General features: G+C 62.9%; 15 protein-coding genes and 1 pseudogene. 8 read left to right on the forward strand and 8 right to left on the reverse strand.

What is annotated here, in order from left to right; genetic code table 11:
• The first annotated feature begins 15 nt into the window (after nucleotides 1-15).
• The 5 genes from AMK00_RS21510 (at nucleotide 16) to AMK00_RS21530 (ending at nucleotide 5,829) form a co-directional block, all read left to right on the forward strand.
• Nucleotides 16-843 (forward strand): sugar phosphate isomerase/epimerase family protein, encoded by an 828-nt coding sequence (locus tag AMK00_RS21510; protein ID WP_064806766.1) that lies wholly within the window; start codon nucleotides 16-18, stop codon nucleotides 841-843.
• Entirely contained in the window at nucleotides 840-1,856 is a 1,017-nt protein-coding gene (locus tag AMK00_RS21515; RefSeq protein WP_064811833.1) for a hydroxyacid dehydrogenase, read from the forward strand. The genes AMK00_RS21510 and AMK00_RS21515 overlap by 4 nt, the downstream gene beginning before the upstream one ends.
• On the forward strand, nucleotides 1,853-3,274 hold the full coding sequence (locus tag AMK00_RS21520; protein WP_064811834.1) for a hypothetical protein: 1,422 nt from the start codon (nucleotides 1,853-1,855) through the stop codon (nucleotides 3,272-3,274). The genes AMK00_RS21515 and AMK00_RS21520 overlap by 4 nt, the downstream gene beginning before the upstream one ends.
• An 82-nt stretch (nucleotides 3,275-3,356) precedes the next feature.
• Nucleotides 3,357-5,099, forward strand: a complete 1,743-nt coding sequence (gene araD / locus AMK00_RS21525) for an L-arabinonate dehydratase (protein WP_237350490.1) — start codon at nucleotides 3,357-3,359, stop codon at nucleotides 5,097-5,099.
• A 10-nt stretch (nucleotides 5,100-5,109) separates the two neighbouring features.
• Nucleotides 5,110-5,829: a ribonuclease activity regulator RraA gene (locus tag AMK00_RS21530; RefSeq protein WP_064811835.1), complete on the forward strand. Its 720-nt coding sequence runs from the start codon at nucleotides 5,110-5,112 to the stop codon at nucleotides 5,827-5,829.
• A gap of 219 nt (nucleotides 5,830-6,048) precedes the next feature.
• On the opposite strand, the gene AMK00_RS21535 is transcribed toward AMK00_RS21530, so the two are convergent.
• The 5 genes and pseudogenes from AMK00_RS21535 to AMK00_RS21555 form a co-directional block, all read right to left on the reverse strand.
• The gene (locus tag AMK00_RS21535; protein ID WP_064806773.1) at nucleotides 6,049-9,204 is read right to left on the reverse strand and encodes an efflux RND transporter permease subunit; all 3,156 of its coding nucleotides are present in this window, start codon (nucleotides 9,202-9,204) and stop codon (nucleotides 6,049-6,051) included.
• Entirely contained in the window at nucleotides 9,204-10,262 is a 1,059-nt protein-coding gene (locus AMK00_RS21540) for an efflux RND transporter periplasmic adaptor subunit (protein WP_406869906.1), read from the reverse strand. The genes AMK00_RS21535 and AMK00_RS21540 overlap by 1 nt, the downstream gene beginning before the upstream one ends.
• A gap of 545 nt (nucleotides 10,263-10,807) precedes the next feature.
• A complete protein-coding gene (locus tag AMK00_RS21545) occupies nucleotides 10,808-11,164 on the reverse strand; it encodes a hypothetical protein (protein ID WP_064807170.1) in 357 nt (118 codons plus the stop codon).
• A 79-nt stretch (nucleotides 11,165-11,243) separates the two neighbouring features.
• On the reverse strand, nucleotides 11,244-12,233 hold the full coding sequence (locus AMK00_RS21550) for an SDR family NAD(P)-dependent oxidoreductase (protein WP_064806777.1): 990 nt from the start codon (nucleotides 12,231-12,233) through the stop codon (nucleotides 11,244-11,246).
• 34 nt (nucleotides 12,234-12,267) lie between these two features.
• Nucleotides 12,268-13,205 (reverse strand): annotated as a pseudogene (locus AMK00_RS21555) (efflux RND transporter periplasmic adaptor subunit); the annotation flags it as partial.
• Between the two features lie 153 nt (nucleotides 13,206-13,358).
• Here AMK00_RS21555 and AMK00_RS21560 point away from each other — a divergent pair.
• The 3 genes from AMK00_RS21560 (at nucleotide 13,359) to AMK00_RS21570 (ending at nucleotide 16,904) form a co-directional block, all read left to right on the forward strand.
• Nucleotides 13,359-14,045, forward strand: a complete 687-nt coding sequence (locus AMK00_RS21560; protein ID WP_064806778.1) for a response regulator — start codon at nucleotides 13,359-13,361, stop codon at nucleotides 14,043-14,045.
• Between the two features lie 2 nt (nucleotides 14,046-14,047).
• Complete coding sequence (locus tag AMK00_RS21565) at nucleotides 14,048-15,337, forward strand: HAMP domain-containing sensor histidine kinase (protein ID WP_064811836.1); 1,290 nt, start codon at nucleotides 14,048-14,050, stop codon at nucleotides 15,335-15,337.
• Nucleotides 15,338-15,452: 115 nt separating this feature from the next.
• Complete coding sequence (locus AMK00_RS21570; protein WP_064806782.1) at nucleotides 15,453-16,904, forward strand: efflux transporter outer membrane subunit; 1,452 nt, start codon at nucleotides 15,453-15,455, stop codon at nucleotides 16,902-16,904.
• An 18-nt stretch (nucleotides 16,905-16,922) separates the two neighbouring features.
• Here the strand turns inward: AMK00_RS21570 and AMK00_RS21575 are convergent, their stop codons facing one another.
• Genes AMK00_RS21575 through AMK00_RS21585 form a run of 3 tightly spaced genes read right to left on the reverse strand, consistent with a single transcriptional unit; the run spans nucleotide 16,923 to nucleotide 20,073 of the window.
• Nucleotides 16,923-17,759 carry an HpcH/HpaI aldolase/citrate lyase family protein gene (locus AMK00_RS21575; RefSeq protein WP_064806784.1) on the reverse strand — a complete coding sequence of 279 codons (837 nt, stop codon included), beginning with the start codon at nucleotides 17,757-17,759 and terminating at the stop codon, nucleotides 16,923-16,925.
• Nucleotides 17,756-18,208, reverse strand: a complete 453-nt coding sequence (locus AMK00_RS21580; RefSeq protein ID WP_064806785.1) for a MaoC family dehydratase — start codon at nucleotides 18,206-18,208, stop codon at nucleotides 17,756-17,758. Before AMK00_RS21580 ends, AMK00_RS21575 begins: the two co-directional genes overlap by 4 nt.
• On the reverse strand, nucleotides 18,208-20,073 hold the full coding sequence (locus tag AMK00_RS21585) for an acetyl/propionyl/methylcrotonyl-CoA carboxylase subunit alpha (RefSeq protein ID WP_064807171.1): 1,866 nt from the start codon (nucleotides 20,071-20,073) through the stop codon (nucleotides 18,208-18,210). Before AMK00_RS21585 ends, AMK00_RS21580 begins: the two co-directional genes overlap by 1 nt.
• Nucleotides 20,074-20,080: the final 7 nt, after the last annotated feature.

The raw sequence follows: 20,080 nt of genomic DNA on the forward strand, positions 1-20,080 counted from the left end.
ACTTCGGATTTGATCATGGATATCGCCTATTTCACCAAGACACTGGAGGGACTGCCGCTCGAAAAGGCGGCGGAGATCACCGCCGATCTGGGCTTCGACTGTGCCGACCTCCTCATCCGCGACGGCCATGCCGTTTCCCCCGACAGGCCGGAGCAGATTGTCGAGGCGGTGAAACTCTTAGCCGCGGCCGGCCTTCGCATACCGATGGCGACGATTGATTCCACACGGCCCGACGATGCTACGTCCCGGATTCTCGGGCATTGCGGCGAGGCTGGCATCGGGCAGATCAGGCTCGGTTTCTGGCGCTATGATCCCTCTCGACGCTGGAGAGTCCAGCTCGACGAGGCGCGGCACGATCTTGACGGCTTTGAGCGCCTGGCCGCACGCTTCGGCATCAAGCTGACCATCCAGCTCCACGGCGGGACGCTGCACAGCTCGGGCGCGCTGGCGCTGCAATTGCTGACCGGACACGATCCGGCGCGGATCGGCGTCTATCCCGATCCAGCCAATCAGATCGTTCGCGAGGGAAGCGAGGACTGGCGCCTCACCCTCGACGTTCTCGATCCATGGTTCTGCTGCTTGGGCGTCAAGAATGGCGGCTGGTTTCCCGGCGCTTACGGCGCCGGCGGTCAGCGCGCATGGCATTCGGATTGGCAGGGGCTCGACGAGGGCATGGTGCCCTGGAACGAAATCATCCCCCATCTGGTCGTCACCGGATTTGCCGGTGTGCTCTCGGTGCATTCCCAATACCGGGTTCCCCGGCCGCAGGCGCTCGACAAGGTCCGCGCCGATCTTGCCTATCTCAGGCGCCTGGTCGCCGCAGCGAAAGAAGCAGAAAGATGAACGAGCAGGCTTCCATCATTGCCGTCCTTTTGACCGAAAAGACCCGCCGCATGATGCTGGACGATGCGGCGACCGCTGAGTTGAACGCTCTCGGCGAGGTGCGCTGGCCGACCGGCGCCGTTATCGACGCCGCCGATGCCGACCGGCTGCTGCAAGGCGCCACCGCCTGCCTGACCGGCTGGGGAACGCCGCCCTTCGATGCCGCCACGCGTCAGCGCCATCCGCAACTTGCCCTCGCCGCGCATTCGGCCGGCAGCATCCGCACGCTCGTTCCTGCCCGTCTGTTCGATGAGGGCCTTCGCGTCAGCCATGCTGCCTCGAAAATTGCTGCCTCGGTTGCCGAATTCGTCGTCGCCGAAGCGTTGCTTTCCATGCGCGGCATTCACCAGCTGCATGCTCAATTGCGTGGCGGCGGCGAATGGCTCGACGTTCGTGCCGCAGTGCCGCAGAGATTGCTGGGCGCCCGCACGGTCGGCATCGTCGGCGCCGGATATGTCGGACGGGCGGTCATGCGCCTGCTCGTTCCGTTCGGCTGTCGCGTACTGGTCGTTGATCCCTATTTGGACGAGAGGGAGGCCGCAGCACTTGGCGTTGTCAGTGTCGCGCTGGAGGATGCGCTGGTTCAAAGCGAGGTGATTTCCTTGCATGCGCCCGTCCTGCCCGAAACGCGCCGCATGATCGGTGCCCGCGAACTGGCGCTGCTGCGTCCGGGCACCCTGTTCATCAATACGGCCCGTGCCGAACTCGTTGATGAGGCAGCATTGCTCGCCGAAATCCGGTCCGGCCGTATCGAAGCGGCACTTGATGTCTTTGACAACGAGCCGCTGCATTCTGACAGCCCTTTCCGCGACCCTGCGCTCGCCAACCTCACCATTTCGCCTCATACTGCTGGCCACACCGAAGAGGCACATTTCGCCCAGGGGCAGGCCATGGTGGACGAGATCGGCCGGCTGCTTCGCGGAGAAGCGCTCCACCACGAGGTGACCCGCGCCATGCTCGAGCGGATGGCATGACGATGGACAGAAGCATCGGAGGGCCTGTGGAGGCGCCGCGTGTCAGCATCGTCGAGATCGACGCCTTCGAGCGCGATAACCGGCTGCGCCTGCCGTTTCGCTTCGGTGCGGCTACCCTTGAGCAGGCGCCGCAGGCCTTTCTCAGGGTTCGTATCGAGGACGAGCAAGGGAAAACCGCCATCGGCGCCGCCGCCGAGATGATGGTGCCGAAATGGTTCGACAAGAATCCGGCCCTGACGCCGGCGCAAAATGTCGATCAACTGCGCGCCTCGATCCGCCTTGCCGGCGCTGCGTCCCTTGAAGCTTCCACGCCGACGACATTGTTTGCCGCTGCCCGGCTGAACGAGTTGGAGACGGTGCGGCGCCTGCCCGGAAATCCGTTGGCGGCCGGCTTCGGCCCTTCGCTTGTCGCCCGCGCGGCGCTCGACGCCTATTGCCGCCTTGCAGGCATTTCCTTCTTCGATGCGGTGCGCCGCAATCTCATCGGTATCGGCGGGCCGATGCTGCCGGGGGATATCCATGCGGATGCGTCATCGGCGACGCTTGCCGACCTTCGCCCTGCCGGTTCGATCGCAGCCCGGCACACGATCGGACTGCTCGACCCGATCACCGAGGGCGATGTCGCCCATCCCGTCGAGGACGGCCTGCCGGAAAGCCTCGAGGCCGTGATAACGCGTTACGGCAACCGCTGGTTCAAGATCAAGTTGTCCGGCGCGATCGATGCCGATATCGACCGCCTGGCCCGGATCGCCGCCGTGCTGGACCGCTTGCCCGACTACCGGGTGACGGTCGACGGCAACGAACAGTTCGGCGCCGCCGATCAGCTTGGCGCCGTGCTGGCGCGGATCGATGAAACCCCGCGGTTGAAGAGGTTGCGGGCGACCATCGCCTTTGTCGAGCAGCCGTTCTCGCGCGAGATCACCATGGAGACGCCGCTGGGAGATCTGGCGGCGCAATTGCCCTTTCTGATCGACGAGAGCGATGATGGCGACGATGCCTTCGCCCGCGCCCGGGGGCTCGGCTATACCGGCGTCTCCTCCAAGACCTGCAAGGGCATTTACCGCTCGCTCATCAAGGCGGTCCGCATCAGGACGGGAGGTGTGCCGGGACTGTTCCTCTCCGGCGAGGATCTCACCTGCCAGGCCGGACTTGCGGTACAGCAGGATCTGGCGCTGGTCTCACTGCTCGGCCTCTCCCATGTCGAGCGCAACGGTCACCACTATGTGGCCGGCATGCAGGGTGCGCCTCAGGCAGAGAAAGCGCGCTTTGCCGCAGCCCACCCGGATCTCTACCAGCAAGGCGCCGACGGGCCGATCCTGTCGATCCGCGGCGGCCGGATCGACATCGGCTCGCTGACGGCGATCGGTTACGCCAGCGGCGCCTTGCCTGATTTCGAAGCGATGGAGCGGCTCTCTTGACATCCATGGACGTTCAGACGGGAGCCTGTATCTTGCTGGCCTCGGACACTTCAAGCTATGTCAATATTGGAGGGTGGTCGGCATGTCATTGAAAACCATCAAGACACCGGGGGAGCTGCGGTCGGCGCGCTGGTTCGCATCCGAGGACCTGCGCGGCTTCGGCCACCGCTCGCGCCTGATGCAGATGGGTTATGATGCCGGCGACTGGGCCGGCAAGCCGTTGATCGGCATCCTGTCCACCTGGTCGGACCTAAATCCTTGCCACGCCCATTTCAAGCATCGCGTCGAAGACGTGAAGCGTGGCGTCCTGCAGGCTGGCGGCTTTCCGGTGGAGATGCCGGCGCTGGCGCTGTCGGAAAATTTCATGAAACCGACGACCATGCTCTACCGCAACCTCCTGGCGATGGAGACCGAAGAGCAGATCCGCGCCCATCCCGTCGACGGCGTCGTGCTGATGGGAGGATGCGACAAGACCACGCCGGGCCTCATCATGGGCGCGCTCAGCGCCGGCGTGCCGATGATCTACCTGCCGGCGGGGCCGATGCTGCGGGGCAATTATGCGGGCCAGCAGCTCGGGTCCGGTTCGGACGCGTGGAAATATTGGGATGAGCGGCGCGCGGGAACGATATCGGACAAAGAATGGGCCGGCATCGAAGCCGGCATCGCGCGTTCCTACGGCCACTGCATGACGATGGGCACCGCTTCGACGATGACCGCAATTGCCGATGCGATGGGACTGACGCTGACGGGCGCCTCATCCATTCCCGCGCCCGATGCCAATCATATCCGCATGTCGGCTCATTCAGGCCGGCGGATCGTCGAGATGGTCTGGGAAGATCTGACGCCGGACCGGATTGTCACCCCGGCGGCCATTCGCAATGCCGCGACGGTCGCCATGGCGACCGGCTGTTCGACCAATGCCGTCATCCACCTCCTGGCCATGGCGCGCAGGGGAGGGGTCGCGCTGACGCTTGACGATCTCGACGCGCTTGGCCGCGTCACTCCGGTCGTCGCCAATGTCCGTCCGTCCGGAAAGACCTATCTGATGGAGGATTTCTACTATGCCGGCGGCCTTTTGGCGCTGATGTCGCAGATTCGCGAGCGGCTCGATCTGGACGCCTTGACGGTTTCGGGTGAAACGCTGGGCGCGGCGCTGGCCGATGCAAAGATCTATAATGACGACGTGATCCGGCCGCTTTCCAATCCGATCTATCCGGAGGGCTCGCTTGCCGTGCTCAAGGGTAATCTGGCGCCCGACGGCGCGGTGATCAAGCCAGCGGCCTGCGATCCGCGCTTCCATGTGCATCAAGGGCCGGCGCTGGTCTTCGACAGCTATCCCGACATGAAGGCGGCGGTCGAGGACGAGACACTCGATGTGACGCCGGATCACGTAATGGTGCTGCGCAATGCCGGGCCGCTCGGCGGTCCCGGCATGCCGGAATGGGGCATGCTGCCGATGCCAAAGGCGCTGCTGAAGCAGGGACATCGCGATATGCTGCGGTTGTCGGATGCGCGCATGAGCGGCACCAGCTACGGCGCCTGCGTGCTGCATGTGGCGCCCGAAGCCCATGTCGGCGGTCCGCTCGCTCTGCTGCGGAACGGCGACATCGTCAGGATCGATATTCCCAGCCGCCGGCTGGACATGCTGGTCGATGAGGCGGAGCTGATCCGGCGCCGCGCCGCCTGGATGAAGCCGGCGGATCGTTTCGGCCGCGGTTACGGCTGGATGTACGCCTCCCATGTCAGCCAGGCCGACAAGGGTTGCGACTTCGATTATCTGCTGCCCGAATTCGGTGCGGCAGCCGGAGAACCGGACATTTTCTAGGAGGACATGTATGACGACACTTTCGGACAGTACGCGCGACAAACTCATGCGGGTCAGCGTCGCCACCATCAGCACGGCGCTCTTCAAGCGCGGCCTGCGCAACCAGACCATCCAGGATGTGCAGCCGGTCGCTCACAAAGGCCGCAACATGGTAGGTCCGGCCTATACGCTCCGCTACATTCCGGCGCGCGAAGACCTGAACAAGCTCGAGGTTTTCCGCAATCCGGAACACCCGCAGCGCGCCTGTGTCGAAACCTGCCCGCCGGGCTCGGTGCTGGTGATGGACAGCCGCAAGAATCCGCGCGCCGCCTCCGCCGGCTCGATCCTCGTCACGCGGCTGATGGTGCGCGGCGTGGCGGGTGTCGTCACCGATGGCGGTTTCCGCGACAGCCCCGAAATAGCGGCGTTGGCCATCCCTGCCTATCACAACCGCCCCTCGGCGCCGACGAACCTGACGCTGCACCAGGCGCTCGACATCAATGTGCCGATCGGTTGCGGCGACGTGGCGGTCTGGCCCGGCGATATCATGGTCGGCGACGACGAAGCGGTGATCGTCATTCCCGCCGAGCTCGCTGACGAGATCGCCGAGGAGGCCGTGGAAATGACCGCCTATGAGGATTTCGTTACCGAGCGCGTGCAGGCCGGCCAATCGATCATCGGTCTCTATCCGGCGACGCAGCCGCGCAATCTCGAGGAATTCGCCGCCTGGCGCGCCAAACACGGCCGCTGACCAGCTGAGGACGTTATGTTCTCGTCATGTCGATGAGCTTGACCCTGCATGCTTGCCGATCCGATGGCAGGACGCGCAGGCGGCATGATACCGCCTGCGGGGGGACACGTCCCGCGGTCTTGTTCCTGTGGGGGTAGGAACGCGACCGAAGAGGTTTGCCACAAGCGCCGAGCGTCAGGCGGCGTGGAACCATGTGAGGATACATTTGCGGACCGCACGTCATCGCTGACCTTGTCCGCGCCTGGATTGTTCGGGGAGTAAAGCGATCGCGGTGCGATCGTTGGAGGCCTGCGGCTCCCTTTCCGCGGCTTCATCGTGCGGCCCGGACCGGCGCACGAGACGCTTCAATGCCTCATGCAGGTCGTCGACGAAGGTAAAAATGACGGGGATGACGATAAGGCTGAGCAGCGTCGACATGATGACCCCGCCAATCACCACGATGGCCATCGGCTGTCGGAAGCTGGAATCGCCGCCCATCAGGCTGAGAGCCGCCGGAAGCATGCCGGAGGCCATCGCAATGGTGGTCATGACGATCGGCCGAGCGCGTTTGTGGCAGGCATCCACCAGGGCGTCAAACCGCGACATGCCCTGGTGGCGCGACATGATCGCATATTCGATGAGAAGGATAGAATTCTTCGTTACCACGCCCATCAGCATGAGCAGGCCGATGACGGCCGGCATGGAGAAGCTGGTTCCAGTCACGACGAGCGGTACCAGTGCCCCGCCAAGCGAGAGCGGCAGAGCCATCAGCAGGGTGAGCGGCTGCAGGAAGTCGTGGAAGAGCACGACGAGAACCGCATAGATGCAGAACACGCCGATTGCCATTGCGAGCGCGAAGCTTTGGAAGAGTTCCGAACTGCGCTGAAGCTCGCCTTGTTCAACAAGCGTGACGCCCGGCGGCAGATGCCGAAGTGCCGACAGCGCCTGTGCCTCGCGGTTGACATCGCCGAGGATGCGGCCGTTGAGTTCGACGGACACCGTCACATTGCGCATGCGGTCGATTCGATCGATTTCGGAGGGGCTGCCGCCGATGCGGATATCGGCAATCGATCCGAGGTCGACATTGCCGTTCGTGCCCGCCACCCGCATGTTCCTGATGTCGTCGAGTTTCGTGCGGGACTCGGGGCTGAAGCGAACGACGATGGGAACTTGCCGCTGAGGCAGATTGAGCTTGGGCAGGTCTGAGGAATATTCGCCGTTGGTTGCGACGCGCACTGCGCTGGCAATGGCAGTCGATGTTACCCCAAGTGCCGCAGCACGCGTGAAATCGGGGGTGATCTGAATTTCCGGAGCCTGACGGGATGCCGTCGACGTCACGGCTCCAATGCCCTTTATGGTGCGGAGCTGTTCCTCAAGCGCCGCGCCCGCCGTATCGAGTGCGTTTGCATCGTCGCTGGCGAGCGTGATCTCGAGCTTCGTCCCGTTAGAGCCGTTGCCGACCTCCACCCGCATGCCGGGGAGGGCCGAGAGGGCCTGGCGGATGTCGTTTTCAATTTCCGACTGCTTGCGATTGCGCTCATCGATGGGTTTGAGCACGACGACGATCGTGGCAGAGCCTAGATCGCTCGAGGTGGTGACGTTAGGCCCGCCGCCGTTCGAAGAGGCGACACCCACCGAGGAAAAGACACGCGTGACGTCCTTGAGCTTGCCGACGATGTCGGCGGCCTTCCTGGTGGCGGCATCGGTCTGCTCAATGGTGGCGCCCGGCTGCATGGTGAGCGTGATGCGGGTTCGCGCATCGTCGGAAGCAGGCAGAAAACCTGATTTGAGCAAGGGGATGGTGGAAAGAGACAGCGCAACGACGACCGCGGTCAGGGCCACCGTGGTCTTCCGGCGGCGCATGGCCGCTTTCACGACTGCCATATAGGCGGTCATGACCCGTCCATCCGTTGCCTCGGCCGAATGCGCCTTCATGAAATAGGCCGCCATCATTGGCGTCAGCAGGCGGGCGACGACGAGCGAGGCAAGAACGGCGACGGCCGCGGTGATGCCGAACTGACGGAACACGAGACCCGGTATGCCGCTCATGAAGGCCGTCGGCAGAAAAACCGCGACCAGCGTGAAGGTGGTTGCGATAACGGCAAGCCCGATCTCGTTGGCGGCTTCGAGTGCTGCATCGAAAGGCCGCTTGCCCATCTGCAGGTGGCGGGCGATGTTTTCGATCTCGACGATGGCATCGTCGACGAGGATGCCGACCACCAGCGACAGCGCCAGCAGCGTGACGATATTCAGGCTGAAATCGGCGAGGTACATGACGAGGAAGGTCGGGATGACCGACAAGGGCAGCGCCACGGCCGACAGGATCGTTGCCCGCCAGTCGCGAAGAAACAACCAGACGACGACGATAGCGAGGATCGCGCCTTCGTACAGCATTTCCATTGAGCCGTCGTAATTGTCGAGGATCCGCCCAATCGTGCTGTAAGCCTCATCAATCTGCACGTTGGAATGCGCGGCTGCGAATTGTTTGATCGTCCTGTCGACGTCGGCAGCGACACCGCTGTCGGAAAAGCCGTTCGAACGCTTGATTTCGACCGCGATCACCGGTTTGCCGTCGAGATAGGCGAGCGAGGAGCGCTCGGCAAAGCTGTCCGTGACGGATGCGACCTCATCGAGGCGAACCTGCTGGCCGTTGGCCAGCGGAATTCTGAGCGCCTTCAGCGCTTCGACCGATGGCAGGGCGCCGAGTGTCCGCAGCGTCTGACGGGTGCCGCCGATTTCGCCGAGGCCACCTGACGTATCCGCCTGCACGGCCTTCAACTGTGACGACACGGTTGCGGCGGTAACTCCGAGCGAGGCCATCGTCGAAGGATCGAGATCAACATGAACCTCGCGGTCGATCCCGCCGATGCGATTGACCTGCCCGACGCCGGAGACGGACAGCAGCGCTTTCGTCAGATCGTTATCGACAAACCAGGACAGCTCGGTCTCGTTGAGAGCGGTCGACCGTACGGCATAGGTAACCAGTGCGGTGCTCTGTACCGTGACCTTGGTGACGCTCGGCGTCTCCATCTGCGCCGGCAGATCACCCTTGACGCTGTCGACGGCATTGCGGACTTCGTTCAACGCTGTTTCGCTATCCTTTTCCAGCTTGAAGGAAACCTTGATCGAGACGCTGCCATCAGTGATCGTCGTGGTGACATGGTCGAGATAGCTGAGCGCGGCGAGACTATCCTCGATAGGGCGGGCGACCTCGGTCTCAAGCTGCGTCGGCGCCGCTCCTTCGAGCGTGGCGCTGACGGTGATCGTCGGAAGGTCCATATCGGGAAAGTTTTGGATCGGCAGCCGGTTGAAGGCCAGGAACCCACCAACGGTGAGCATCACAAACAGCAATATCGCCGGTACGGGGTTGCGGATGGACCATGCTGAGAAGTTCATCAGTTTTTCTCCGCAATCTTCACAAGGTCATTATTCGACAGGAATGCGCCGCCCGAAGTCACCACTTTGGCCGAGCGCTCTATGCCCGAGACGATTTCCACTTCGCCATTGTTGCGGCGACCGGTTTCGACCCGGACCCTTTGCACCCGTTGATCCGCGGCGGCGGTAAAGACGTAGCTGATCCCGTCCCGGAACACGATTGCCGTTTCGGGAACGGTCAGCGCCGGGGAGGTCTGCAGCTCGATATTTCCGGTCACATAGAGTCCGGTGCGAGGACGTGCGTCTGCGGGAAGCGCGACATAGACGATCGTCCGGCTGGTATCGGTGCTGACCGACGGACCGACCAGCCTCACCTTGCCTTCGATGAATTCGTTGTCCGGTCCGTTGATCTTGACGCGCAAACCTTCTGAAATGCGCGGAAGGTAACGTGCTGAAACCTCGGCCTGCCATTCGATCCGCTGCTGGCGAACCATGCGGAAGAGTTCAGTGCCGGCGGAGACGACAGCGCCGAGGTCGGCGGAGCGCGACGTGATGAGGCCGTCGTCGACGGCAGCGACGGTCGTCTGTGCAAGCTTGATCTTTTCGCTGTCGAGCGCCGCTTCTTCGGACTTAAGAGTCGCCTCAGCCGTCTGCTCGTCCGCGAGATATTCGACAATTTTCTCGTCGGAGAGCGCACCTGAGGGTTGGAGCTGTCGTGCCCGGTCGGCATTGGCCTTGGCCTTCGCAAGGCTTGCCTTGGCGGTCTCGACGGCCGCCTCCTGCTTACGAAGGTCGGCCAGCACGCTCTCCTGTGACAACCGGACGAGCGTCTGCCCCTTCGTTACGACGGAGCCGACATCGACGAGAACATCGGTTATCCGCAGACCGCTCGTCTCGGACGCGATGACTGCTTCCTGCCAGGGCTTCAGCCATCCGCTGGCAGGCACTGTCTCAGGCCAATCCCGCTGCTCCGGCGCCGTCAGCGAGACGGTGAGCGCGGGTGCGGCGGCTTGCTCGGCCGCGGCGCCGCGAAAGGAAAACAGAAGTGCGGCCGCGACGCATAAGGCGGCAAATGTCATAGACGGCTTTTTCAACGATCAAATCCTTGCAGTTCCGGCACAGGCGCGGGCAAATCCTGCCGCATGACCGATGCCGCCCCTGCTACCAGTAGCGGGACGAACGTTAAGTGCGGTCAAGTTAGTGTTAAGCTGGGTAAAGTTGGGCGGAGTGCCCGAACATGGAGCTGTCAAGCCGCGGGATATCATGGCCGACGGGCGAGCGGTGGACGGGATCGTGCCTGCTCGGAAATTGGGCGCAAGTAAAGATTTTGGGCCGAGACGGCCCAAAATCCTGCGAAGCTAGAGCTTTTCCGGGTTAGATTGAAGCATTCTNCCGGAGCAGGTTTTCGTCAGGGCAGAGGCGATTGGCGACGGGCATACCCCAAGGTATGTCCGAGCCGATCGCCTCTGATCCTGGCGGAAAGATGCCCGGCCCTTCGGGTTGGCTGAAACGGGCCGGCTGATCGACCGGCCGGCTTGGCCGTAGAGCTGGGCTACGACGCGCGCCGGCCGGTCGACCATCCGACTTCGTTTGAGCCAATGCTTCAATCTAACCCGGAAAAGCTCTAGTGGGTGAGCTTCAGGTCGGGCTTCTCCCCATCCCAAGCCTGGAGACCGTCGGGAATCTCGCGGAACCGGAGGCACTTCGACATCATCGTGCCGGAGATGCACATCGCGTCACCTTTGACGGCCCAGTTTACGGTCAGCTGAAACAGCAGAGGCCCCTTGATGTTCCCCGTGCCATCCTTGTTCAGAGTGAGTTTGAAGTTCCTGCCATTTGGCGCTTCCGCCGACCACGGCTTTCCATTGGCGATAATAGCGGCCGCTGTCTGCGGCGGCAGATAGGCTTTTCCCTCTGCGGCAAAAGCGGGTGCTGCGGCAACAACCGCGACGGCCGCCATCGCGAGCGTTAGACGTTTCATGCTGGTATCCTTTCTTTCTCTGATATCAGGAAAGCGAGCGTCAGATTGCGCATGTCGCGGCATCTGTTTTCCGTTGCTATCAAGGGACAGCGGCCTCATTGCCGCGGTCACGGTAGTGTTCACCTGCGTCCGGTTCGCCGATATCGCCTGCCATTTGACCGAGGCCGACCATGACGGCACTTTCGCGCCACAACCGTTCCCGGGCGTCCGGGCTTTGCGCCAGCGCCGAGGGATCGGGGAATGTTGGTTTGCCCTTGACGAGGGAGAGATAAATTCGGCCCGCCGGCAGGGTGACGGCGCCAAGAGAGACCTCGGCCAGTGCTTCGCCGGCGCGCTCAGGTGTTCCGACCACGTATTCGGGACGGAAGAGGCCGACCAGGCGGAAGACAGTATGCATCAGGAACATGACAAGCGCCCGTGCGACGCGCGGACTGTCGCGGCCGAGCGAGGTGCCGCCGGTGAGGCCGGGGCTGAAGGCGACGACGGTGATCCCGCGTGCCTTGACGTCATCGAGAGCAGCGAAGGATTGTGCGGTCAAAAGATTGCACAGCTTGGAGGCGGCATAGGCGCGTATTCCCGAGCCGAAGCCACTCTTGCCCGGGCGCGCCAGCACCTGCGGCTCAAGAGTCTTGGGAGCGATCGGAGTAACGGCGGGATCATGGGTTTCGCTGGTGGTGATGATCAGGCGGCCGTGGTCGGCCATATCAGGCAGCAGCAGTCTTGCCAGCAGATAATGTGCGAGGTGATTGACCGCGAATGTCAGCTCATAATCGTCCGAACTCCGCCCTTCGCTCGTGGAGGACTGCATGCCAGCGTTGAGGACGAGGACGTCGATGCCGGCTTCACCGAGTTGATCCCTTACCGTGTTGATGAATTGGCGGACACTGGCAAGCGAGGCGAGATCGAGCGGTATCACCTCGACGCCACGCGGGATTTTCCGTCCATTTCCACGGGCATCGACGATGACGCGCGTGTCGGGCTGGGCGGCGATGTGCCGTAGAGCGTGTGCGCCAAGCCCCGCGGTGACTCCGGTCATGACGACAACACGCTGTGGCTTGGTTCTATCCATGGCTGATCATCTCGTAATTATCCATCTCGATTCCTTGGGCCGCAGTCGCGGCGCAGTTTATCCGGTCCCCGAACATGATCGGCTCGCGGGAAGTGGCAGGGCTGGAGCGGTCTTCAGTTCGATATTGCCGGTCACATAAAGGCCGGTGCGCGGACGCAAGTCCGCGGGAAGCGCCACATAGACGATCACGCGGCTGGTATCGGTGCTGACCGAAGGTGCAACAAGCCTGACTTTGCCTTGAATTGGCCGATCATCCGGTCCGTTGATTTCGACGCTCAGACCTTCTGCGATGCGCGGGAGGTAGTGCGCCTGAACTTCGGCCTGCCACTCGACGCGCTGTTGGCGCGCAAGGCGAAACAGCTCAGCACCGGCCGAGACGACAGCTCCCAGTTCGGCGGAGCGCGAGATGATGAGGCCGTCGTCGACGGCGGTGATGGTCGTCTGCGCAAGCTTGATCTTTTCACTGTCGAGCGCCGCGTCTTCAGATGCAAGGCTCGCTTCTGCCGCCCGTTCGTCGGCCAGATATTCGGCGATCTTTTCGGCGGTAAGATCTCCCGCTGGGGAGAACTGCCGTGCCCGGTCGGCGTTGAGCTTGGCCTTGGACAGATTTGCCTTGGCGGCTGCGACGGCCGCCTCCTGCTTGCGCATATCGGCCAGCACGCTTTTCTGCGACAGCCGGACGAGCGTCTGTCCCTTGGTGACGACGGAACCGACATCGACGAGAACATCGGTTATGCGCAGGCCGCTCGCCTCGGAGGCGACAATCGCTTCCTGCCACGGTTTCAGCCATCCGCCTGCGGGAATGGTCTCAGGTCCGTCCCGCTGCGCCGAAAGTGAGACGGTCAGCGCGGGCGCAGCCACCTGCTCCAGCATGGCATTGCGCAAGAGAAAGAGAAGCGTTGCCGCGATGCATGCGGCGGCAACTGTCCCAAGCGACTTTCTCACGATGCCACTCCTTGCCGTTTTAAGCACCGGCAGGTCGTGTCAGAGCCGATCGATGCCGTCATATCGATCAGTAGCGGGACGAACGTAAAGTGCGGTCAAGTTAGTGTTAAGCTGGGTAAAATTGATGGAGTGTTCCCATTTGTGCTGTATGACCGCTGACATGAATGACGGACGACGCGAATGAACAAGGTTCTCCTCATCGACGACGACGTCGAGCTGACGACGCTTCTGCAGGAATATCTGACGGAAGAAGGATATGACGTCGCCACTGACACGGATGGCCGTGCGGCGATTGCCGCAGCCGCCGGCAACACGGCCGACATTATTGTGCTCGACATCATGATGCCGCGAATGAACGGGATCGAAGTGCTTCAGAGAATCAGGAAGCTCAGCCAAGTCCCCGTTCTGATGCTGACCGCCCGAGGAGATGATGTCGATCGGATATCCGGTCTCAATCTCGGCGCCGACGATTATGTGCCGAAGCCGTGCTCGCCCGGCGAACTTGCGGCGAGGGTTCGCGCTATCCTGCGTCGAGCGGGTCAGCCGGTCGCCGGAGTCTCGATCGACACGGTGAGGGCCGGGCAGCTCGTGATCCATCCGGGCAGCAGGATTGCCGAGTGGCGCGGAGAACCCCTTGATCTGACCGGCACGGAATTCAGCCTGCTTGAGGTTCTTGCCCGCAATGGCGGTCAGCTCGTGTCGAAGCAGGACATTTCAAAACGCGCCTTCGGCAAGCCGCTTACGCCGTTCGACCGGCGTATCGACGTCCATATCAGCAGCGTCCGTCAGAAGCTCGGGCTGAGGGAGGACGGGCAATCCTGGATCCAGTCCGTTCGTGGCCAGGGTTACCAGCTTCTCATGGACTGAAAATGCCACGTCTTTTCTGGAAGTTCTTCAGGATCATTTGGCTGACGCTGGCGATAAGCCTCGCAGTCGTGATCCTGCTCGTCAAATTCCTTCAAGCGGTTCCGTTTGCGCGGCAGCTGGACCAGGAGCGACGGGCGATTGTCATGAATCTGACGGAGAACATCCTGCTCCACGACGGCGAAGACGCCGCCGCGCGTTTCGTTCGGACAAGCGAGAGAACTCAGCCCCTCGGCCTTACGCTTTCGAAGCCTGCTGAAGCCGGCGCCTGTACCACGAAGAGCACGGTCACCACCCGGGACGTGCTGAGGGATGGGATTTGCTATCGGCTTTCTCTCTCAGCGCCCCCCAGCTTCACGTTCGATAGGCTTGGTCCTATCATACCGTGGCTCACCATCCTGGTTGCGAGCACGATTGCGGCGGGCGCGCTCGCCCGGTATTTGATCCGCCCCGTCGTGCATTTGCGCGATGGCTTGAGCGCGCTTGCGCATGGCCGCTTCGATTTTCGCATTGGCGACAAGATGGCCGGCCGGAAGGACGAGGTGACGGCGCTCGCCTACGACTTCGATTCGACCGCCGCACGGCTTCAGGAACTTCAGGATGCGCAGCAGAGGCTGTTTCACGACGTCTCTCATGAACTGCGTTCGCCTTTGTCCCGCCTGCAGGCCGCCGTCGGCGTACTCAGGCAGAGCCCAGCCAAACTCGCCGCCATGCTGGATCGAATGGACCGGGAGGTCGAACGCCTCGACATGCTGGTAGGGGAGGTATTGACCCTTGCCAGGCTGACGGCCGGATCCGGCCGGCCGCTGAAGACGCAGACCCTTGATGTCATCGAACTGCTGAACGAAATTCTTGGCGATGCGGCCTTCGAAGCCCAGGCGCGGAAGGTCTCGATCACGACGAGCATCGACGGCACATTTCGGGCCGAGGTCGAGGGTGAACTGATCTACCGGGCCTTCGAAAACGTCGTGCGCAATGCCGTCAAATACACCGCCGAGCATTCGCACATAAGCGTTTCCTGCGAGTGGACTGCCGAGCGCCTCAGGGTCTGCGTCACGGATCAGGGGCCTGGCGTCGGGTGGGATGAGCTTGAACGGATCTTTCAGCCGTTCTCACGCGGAAAAGAGGCGGTGCCGAAAGGAGGATACGGTCTTGGCCTCGCCATCACCAGGCAGGCCATCGAACGTCACGGCGGGCGCGTGCATGCGTCGCTACCGGATGCCGGCGGCCTGGCGATCACACTGGAGCTTCCCAGGAGGCCAACGTCCTATGGTGCAGCCGACGATGAAAACTGATCCGGATCGCCCGCTGAGGCGCGCCGGATTTTACCTAACTTTACAGTTTCTTAACTGCTGTTAACGCTGGCACCGCTAAGCCTGAACGCCCAATCCCGGTTCAGAAGGCTCGCCAGTGAGTACCTCGCTTCGCACAAGACTCTCATCCCTCCGCTACGCCGCATCCGCATTCACACTGCTGCTGACCGGCTGCGTCAGCGGCCCGGATCACGTCCCCCCTGAGATGCCGCTTCCCGCCAAATTCGAAGCGGGGAGCAGCAAGAGCAACGGCGATGTCGTGGCGACTGAATGGTGGACGGCCTATCGCGACAAGAAGCTCGACGGGCTGGTCACTCACGGCCTCAGAGAGAACCTCGATGTGCTGCAGGCGCTCGAGAACATCAACTCCGCTTTCGCCAACGTCACGATTGCTGGGGCAGGCGCTCTGCCGAGCTTGAGCGTGGACGCATCGCACACGATATCCGGCGAGAAGGGGCGGCTGCGCACGACGGTCGGCACCACGAACACGACGGGAGGCGATGCCAGCCTGTCCTGGCTGCTCGACGTCTTCGGCCAGTACCGTCGCTCGAAAGAGAGCGCCATCGCCTCGCTTGGAGCCGCTTATGCGACGGCCGACAATGCGAGGCTCACCTTTCTGAAAGACCTCGTCGAGAGTTATGTCGACGCCCGCTACTATCAGGAACGGATTGCACTCTCACAGGCGAATTTGAAATCCCGCCAGCAGACTTACGAACTTACGCAGCTGCAGCTGAAAGCCGGTGCGGCCTCCCGCCTCGACGTCGTTCAGGCCGAGGGCTTGGTACAGTCGACAAAGTCGGACATTCCCGGCCTCGAACAGAGCTTCACCGAGTCGACCCATCACATTGCCACTCTGCTCGGAATGCCGGCGGCTTCGCTGACGGACGAGCTGCGCAAGAATACAGGCCAGCCGGTGTTCCGCGGCGACATCCGCGCCGGCATTCCGGCCGATCTTATCCGCAACCGTCCCGATATAAGAAAGGCCGAACGCGAGCTGGCGGCGGCTGTGGCCGATATCGGTGCAGCCGAAGCCCAGCTTTACCCGTCGATCTCGCTCTCCGGCTCGATTTCGCCGAGCTGGGTCAAATCATCGGGCGCCAGCGGCGCAAGCCTGACCAGTTGGTCGTTCGGCCCGACGCTCAACCTGCCGATTTTCGATGGCGGCAAGTTGCGGGCCAATGTCGACATCGAGAAATCCGATGCCAGAACCCAATATCTGGCGTGGAAGGCGGCGGTGCTGAACGGGGTCGAAGAGGTCGAGAACGCGCTTGCGGCCGTTCGCCACGACACGCAGGCGCTGGGACCGTTGCGCAGGCAGGTGCAGACGGCGCAGGAATCGCTGGCGCTTTCGACCACGAGCTACAAGGATGGCGCCTCTTCGCTGCTCGACGTCCTGGATGCGCAGCGCTCGGTCTCAAATGCTCAGGAGAGCCTTGCTGCCACCGTGCAGCAGGTCGCGAAGGATTATGTCGACCTCTATGTGGCCATCGGCGCCGGTTATCTCGAGCCGGAACAGGCCGCCTCCAAGCAAACTGCTAAGTCGGGCTGATTGGATGGGAGGTCGGGCCTATCGTCCGGCGCTTTCCAGAATGCGCAGCGCAAGTTTGAGATGCGGCAAGTCAAGCATGCGTCCGTCAAGCTGGATGACGCCGGCGTCGGGCCTGGCGGCAAAGGCGGCGGCGACTTTCTCGGCCCAGGCGACCTCGGAGGCGTCAGGTGTGAAGGCGTGATTGATCGCTTCGACCTGGTTCGGATGAACGGCCATCATGCCGGAAAAGCCGTCGCGCCGGGCACGGCCGACATAGGACCTGAGACCGTTGAGATCGCGAAAATCGGGATAGACGGTATCGATTGCCGGAACGGCGGCGGCATGGGCTGCGAATAAAGTGAGCGAGCGGGCAAGCTCGTAAGGCGGCGTATAACGGCCATCCGTCCTCCGCGCGGTCGCAGCCCCTATTGCGGCGGGCAGATCCTCGGCACCCCAGGTCAGGCCGCAAAGCTTCGTCGAGACCTCGCGGTAGCTGCCGATCTCGAAGATCGCGGACGGCGTTTCCGTCGCGATCGGCAAAATGGGAACGGCCGGCGTCAACGAGGCTGCGAGTTTGCCCACGGAAACGGCCCCCTCGGCCTTCGGCAACATGATGGCAAAGGGATGAAGACCGTTCAGAGCGGCAAGGTCGGCTTCGAATTCAGGGGAGGTGAGGGGATTGACGCGGATCAGGAGAGCGGTCTCGCCGGTATGGCCGAGGACGAATTCGTGCACGGCCTCCCGTGCTTTTGGCTTGTTCGCGGGCGCAACTGAATCTTCCAGATCGAGAATGACGGCATCGGCGCCGGAGGCGAGCGCTTTGTCGAAACGCTCCGGCCGGTCGCCGGGCACGAAGAGCAGCGAGCGCAGCCTCATGACGGTTTTACCTTCAGCATCGCCGTGCGCAGGCACTGGCAGACGATTTCATCACGCTGGTTCAGGGTCAAGTGTCGGAAGGTGACGATGCCGGCATCGGGGCGGGAGTTCGAGCGCCGCAGCTCCGTCACTTCGGTTTCCACCCGCAGCGTGTCGCCGATGAAGACCGGTTTCGGCATCGTCACCTTGTCATAGCCGAGATTAGCGACGAGCGTGCCGAGCGTGGTGTCGCCGACCGAAAGGCCGATGGTGAGCGCAAAGGTGAAAGTGCCGTTGACGACGATCCGGCCGAACTCGGTGCCGGCGGCATAATCGGCATCGAGATGCAGCGGCTGCGGATTGTGGGACAGCGTCGTGAACAGCAGATTGTCGGTCTCGGTGACGGTGCGGCGGATCTCGTGGGCGATGCGGTCGCCGACCGTCCATTCGTCGAAATAGCGGCCGGCCATCACGCCTCCTCCTTGATGACGCTGACGACCAGCTGGTTTTCCGAAACCCGGACGCCCGTGGAAACCTGCAATTTCCCAACGATGCCGTCGAAGGGCGCGCGTAGAGCATGTTCCATCTTCATCGCTTCGACCGTCAGCAGACGATCCCCCTTTGCAACAGCGTCGCCTTCGGCGACATCGACCGATATGACGAGACCGGGCATGGGCGAAAGGATGGCGCCGTCGCTTGCACCCTGGCTTGCCTCGACCTCACCTGCATGAGGCAGGCCGATCGGCCAGGCATTGCCGGCCTCGAAAAGCACGGTCTTCTCGTCGGCCCAAACGGCATTCGCCTCAAGGTCGGGTCGTACGCGCCCCCAGCGGAGGTGACCGTCGATGCGCACCCGGACGCGGCCGTCGCCTGGCCCGGCGATGCGAAAACCGGTCAGCGCCGACCAGGGATCCTCATTCGCGGCCTTCGAAAGTGCCGTGGCCGCCTTGTCGATTGTCGTCTCATCCGGCTCCTTCGCCACCAGGCTTTCACCATGGCGGTCGAGAAAGCCGGTATCGATTCGGGCGGCGCGAAAATCCGGGTCGACGGCGATGCGGGCAAGAAGACCGGCATTGGATCTGACCGGCCAGACCTCGATGCCGGCACAGGCGGCTGCGAGCTTCGACAGGGCGGCCTCGCGGTTCGGCCCATGCGCAATGATCTTGGCGATCATCGGGTCGTAGAAGGCGGTGATCTCATCCCCCTGTTCGACGCCGCTGTCGACGCGGACCGCCTCTGGAAGTTTCAGATGGTCGAGCCGGCCGGTCGAGGGCAGATAGCCGGCGGCGGGATTTTCGGCATAGAGCCGGGCTTCGAAGGCCCAGCCGTTGATGGCGATCTCGTCCTGGTTTTTCGGCAACGGCTCGCCGTTTGCCACCTTCAGCTGCCAGAGCACCAGATCCTCGCCGGCGATTGCTTCAGTGACCGGATGCTCCACCTGCAGGCGCGTGTTCATCTCCATGAACCAGATACGGTCGGGACGCAGGCCTTGCGAGGCATCGGCGATGAATTCGATCGTGCCGGCGCCGACATAGTTCACCGCTCTTGCGGCCTTCACCGCCGCATCGCAGATCGCCGTGCGGGTGGCAGCATCGAGGCCGGGGGCGGGGGCTTCCTCGATGACCTTCTGGTGGCGGCGCTGCAGCGAACAGTCGCGTTCGAAGAGATGGACGCAGTTCCCGAAGCTGTCGGCGAAGACCTGCACCTCGATATGGCGCGGATTGGCGATATAGCGTTCGATCAGAACGCGGTCGTCGCCGAAGGAGGCGGCGGCCTCACGGCGGCAGGAGGCGAGGAGCTCGCTGAAATCCTCACGGCGGTCGACGCGGCGCATGCCCTTGCCGCCGCCGCCGGCGACAGCCTTGATGAGAACAGGGTAGCCGATGGCATCGGCCTCAGCTGCAAGCCTTGCTTCGCTCTGGTCCGGCCCGAGATAACCCGGTGTGACCGGTACGCCGGCCGCCTGCATCAGTTCCTTGGCGGCGTCCTTCAGTCCCATCGCCCGGATTGCGGCCGGGGGCGCCCCGACCCAGATGAAGCCGGCCTTCTCGACCGCTTCGGCAAATTCGGCATTTTCCGACAGGAAGCCGTAGCCCGGATGGATCGCGGTAGCACGAGTTTTGCGGGCTGCTTCGAGGATGCGTGCCTCGGACAGATAGCTTTCGCGGGCGGGCGGCGGGCCGATGGCGATCGCCTCGTCGGCTTCTCTCACGAAGGGCAGGCCGGCATCGGCCTCGGAGTAGACGGCGATCGTACGGATGCCGGCGATCTTTGCTGTCCGGATGATGCGGCGGGCGATCTCGCCCCTATTGGCAATGAGAAGGCTTTCCATTATCGCCGCC

The organism is Rhizobium sp. N621, assembly GCF_001664325.1.
GTDB classification, from domain to species: domain Bacteria; phylum Pseudomonadota; class Alphaproteobacteria; order Rhizobiales; family Rhizobiaceae; genus Rhizobium; species Rhizobium esperanzae.

Excerpts from the sequence above, each read along its gene's own strand:
- AMK00_RS21515 (WP_064811833.1), top strand. The coding sequence starts at position 840 with ATGAACGAGCAGGCTTCCATCATTGCCGTCCTTTTGACCGAAAAGACC.
- AMK00_RS21535 (WP_064806773.1), bottom strand. The coding sequence starts at position 9,204 with ATGAACTTCTCAGCATGGTCCATCCGCAACCCCGTACCGGCGATATTG.
- AMK00_RS21560 (WP_064806778.1), top strand. The coding sequence starts at position 13,359 with ATGAACAAGGTTCTCCTCATCGACGACGACGTCGAGCTGACGACGCTT.
- araD (WP_237350490.1), top strand. The coding sequence starts at position 3,357 with ATGTCATTGAAAACCATCAAGACACCGGGGGAGCTGCGGTCGGCGCGC.
- AMK00_RS21545 (WP_064807170.1), bottom strand. The coding sequence starts at position 11,164 with ATGAAACGTCTAACGCTCGCGATGGCGGCCGTCGCGGTTGTTGCCGCA.
- AMK00_RS21520 (WP_064811834.1), top strand. The coding sequence starts at position 1,853 with ATGACGATGGACAGAAGCATCGGAGGGCCTGTGGAGGCGCCGCGTGTC.
- AMK00_RS21575 (WP_064806784.1), bottom strand. The coding sequence starts at position 17,759 with ATGAGGCTGCGCTCGCTGCTCTTCGTGCCCGGCGACCGGCCGGAGCGT.
- AMK00_RS21540 (WP_406869906.1), bottom strand. The coding sequence starts at position 10,262 with ATGACATTTGCCGCCTTATGCGTCGCGGCCGCACTTCTGTTTTCCTTT.
- AMK00_RS21565 (WP_064811836.1), top strand. The coding sequence starts at position 14,048 with ATGCCACGTCTTTTCTGGAAGTTCTTCAGGATCATTTGGCTGACGCTG.
- AMK00_RS21550 (WP_064806777.1), bottom strand. The coding sequence starts at position 12,233 with ATGGATAGAACCAAGCCACAGCGTGTTGTCGTCATGACCGGAGTCACC.
- AMK00_RS21510 (WP_064806766.1), top strand. The coding sequence starts at position 16 with ATGGATATCGCCTATTTCACCAAGACACTGGAGGGACTGCCGCTCGAA.
- AMK00_RS21530 (WP_064811835.1), top strand. The coding sequence starts at position 5,110 with ATGACGACACTTTCGGACAGTACGCGCGACAAACTCATGCGGGTCAGC.
- AMK00_RS21580 (WP_064806785.1), bottom strand. The coding sequence starts at position 18,208 with ATGGCCGGCCGCTATTTCGACGAATGGACGGTCGGCGACCGCATCGCC.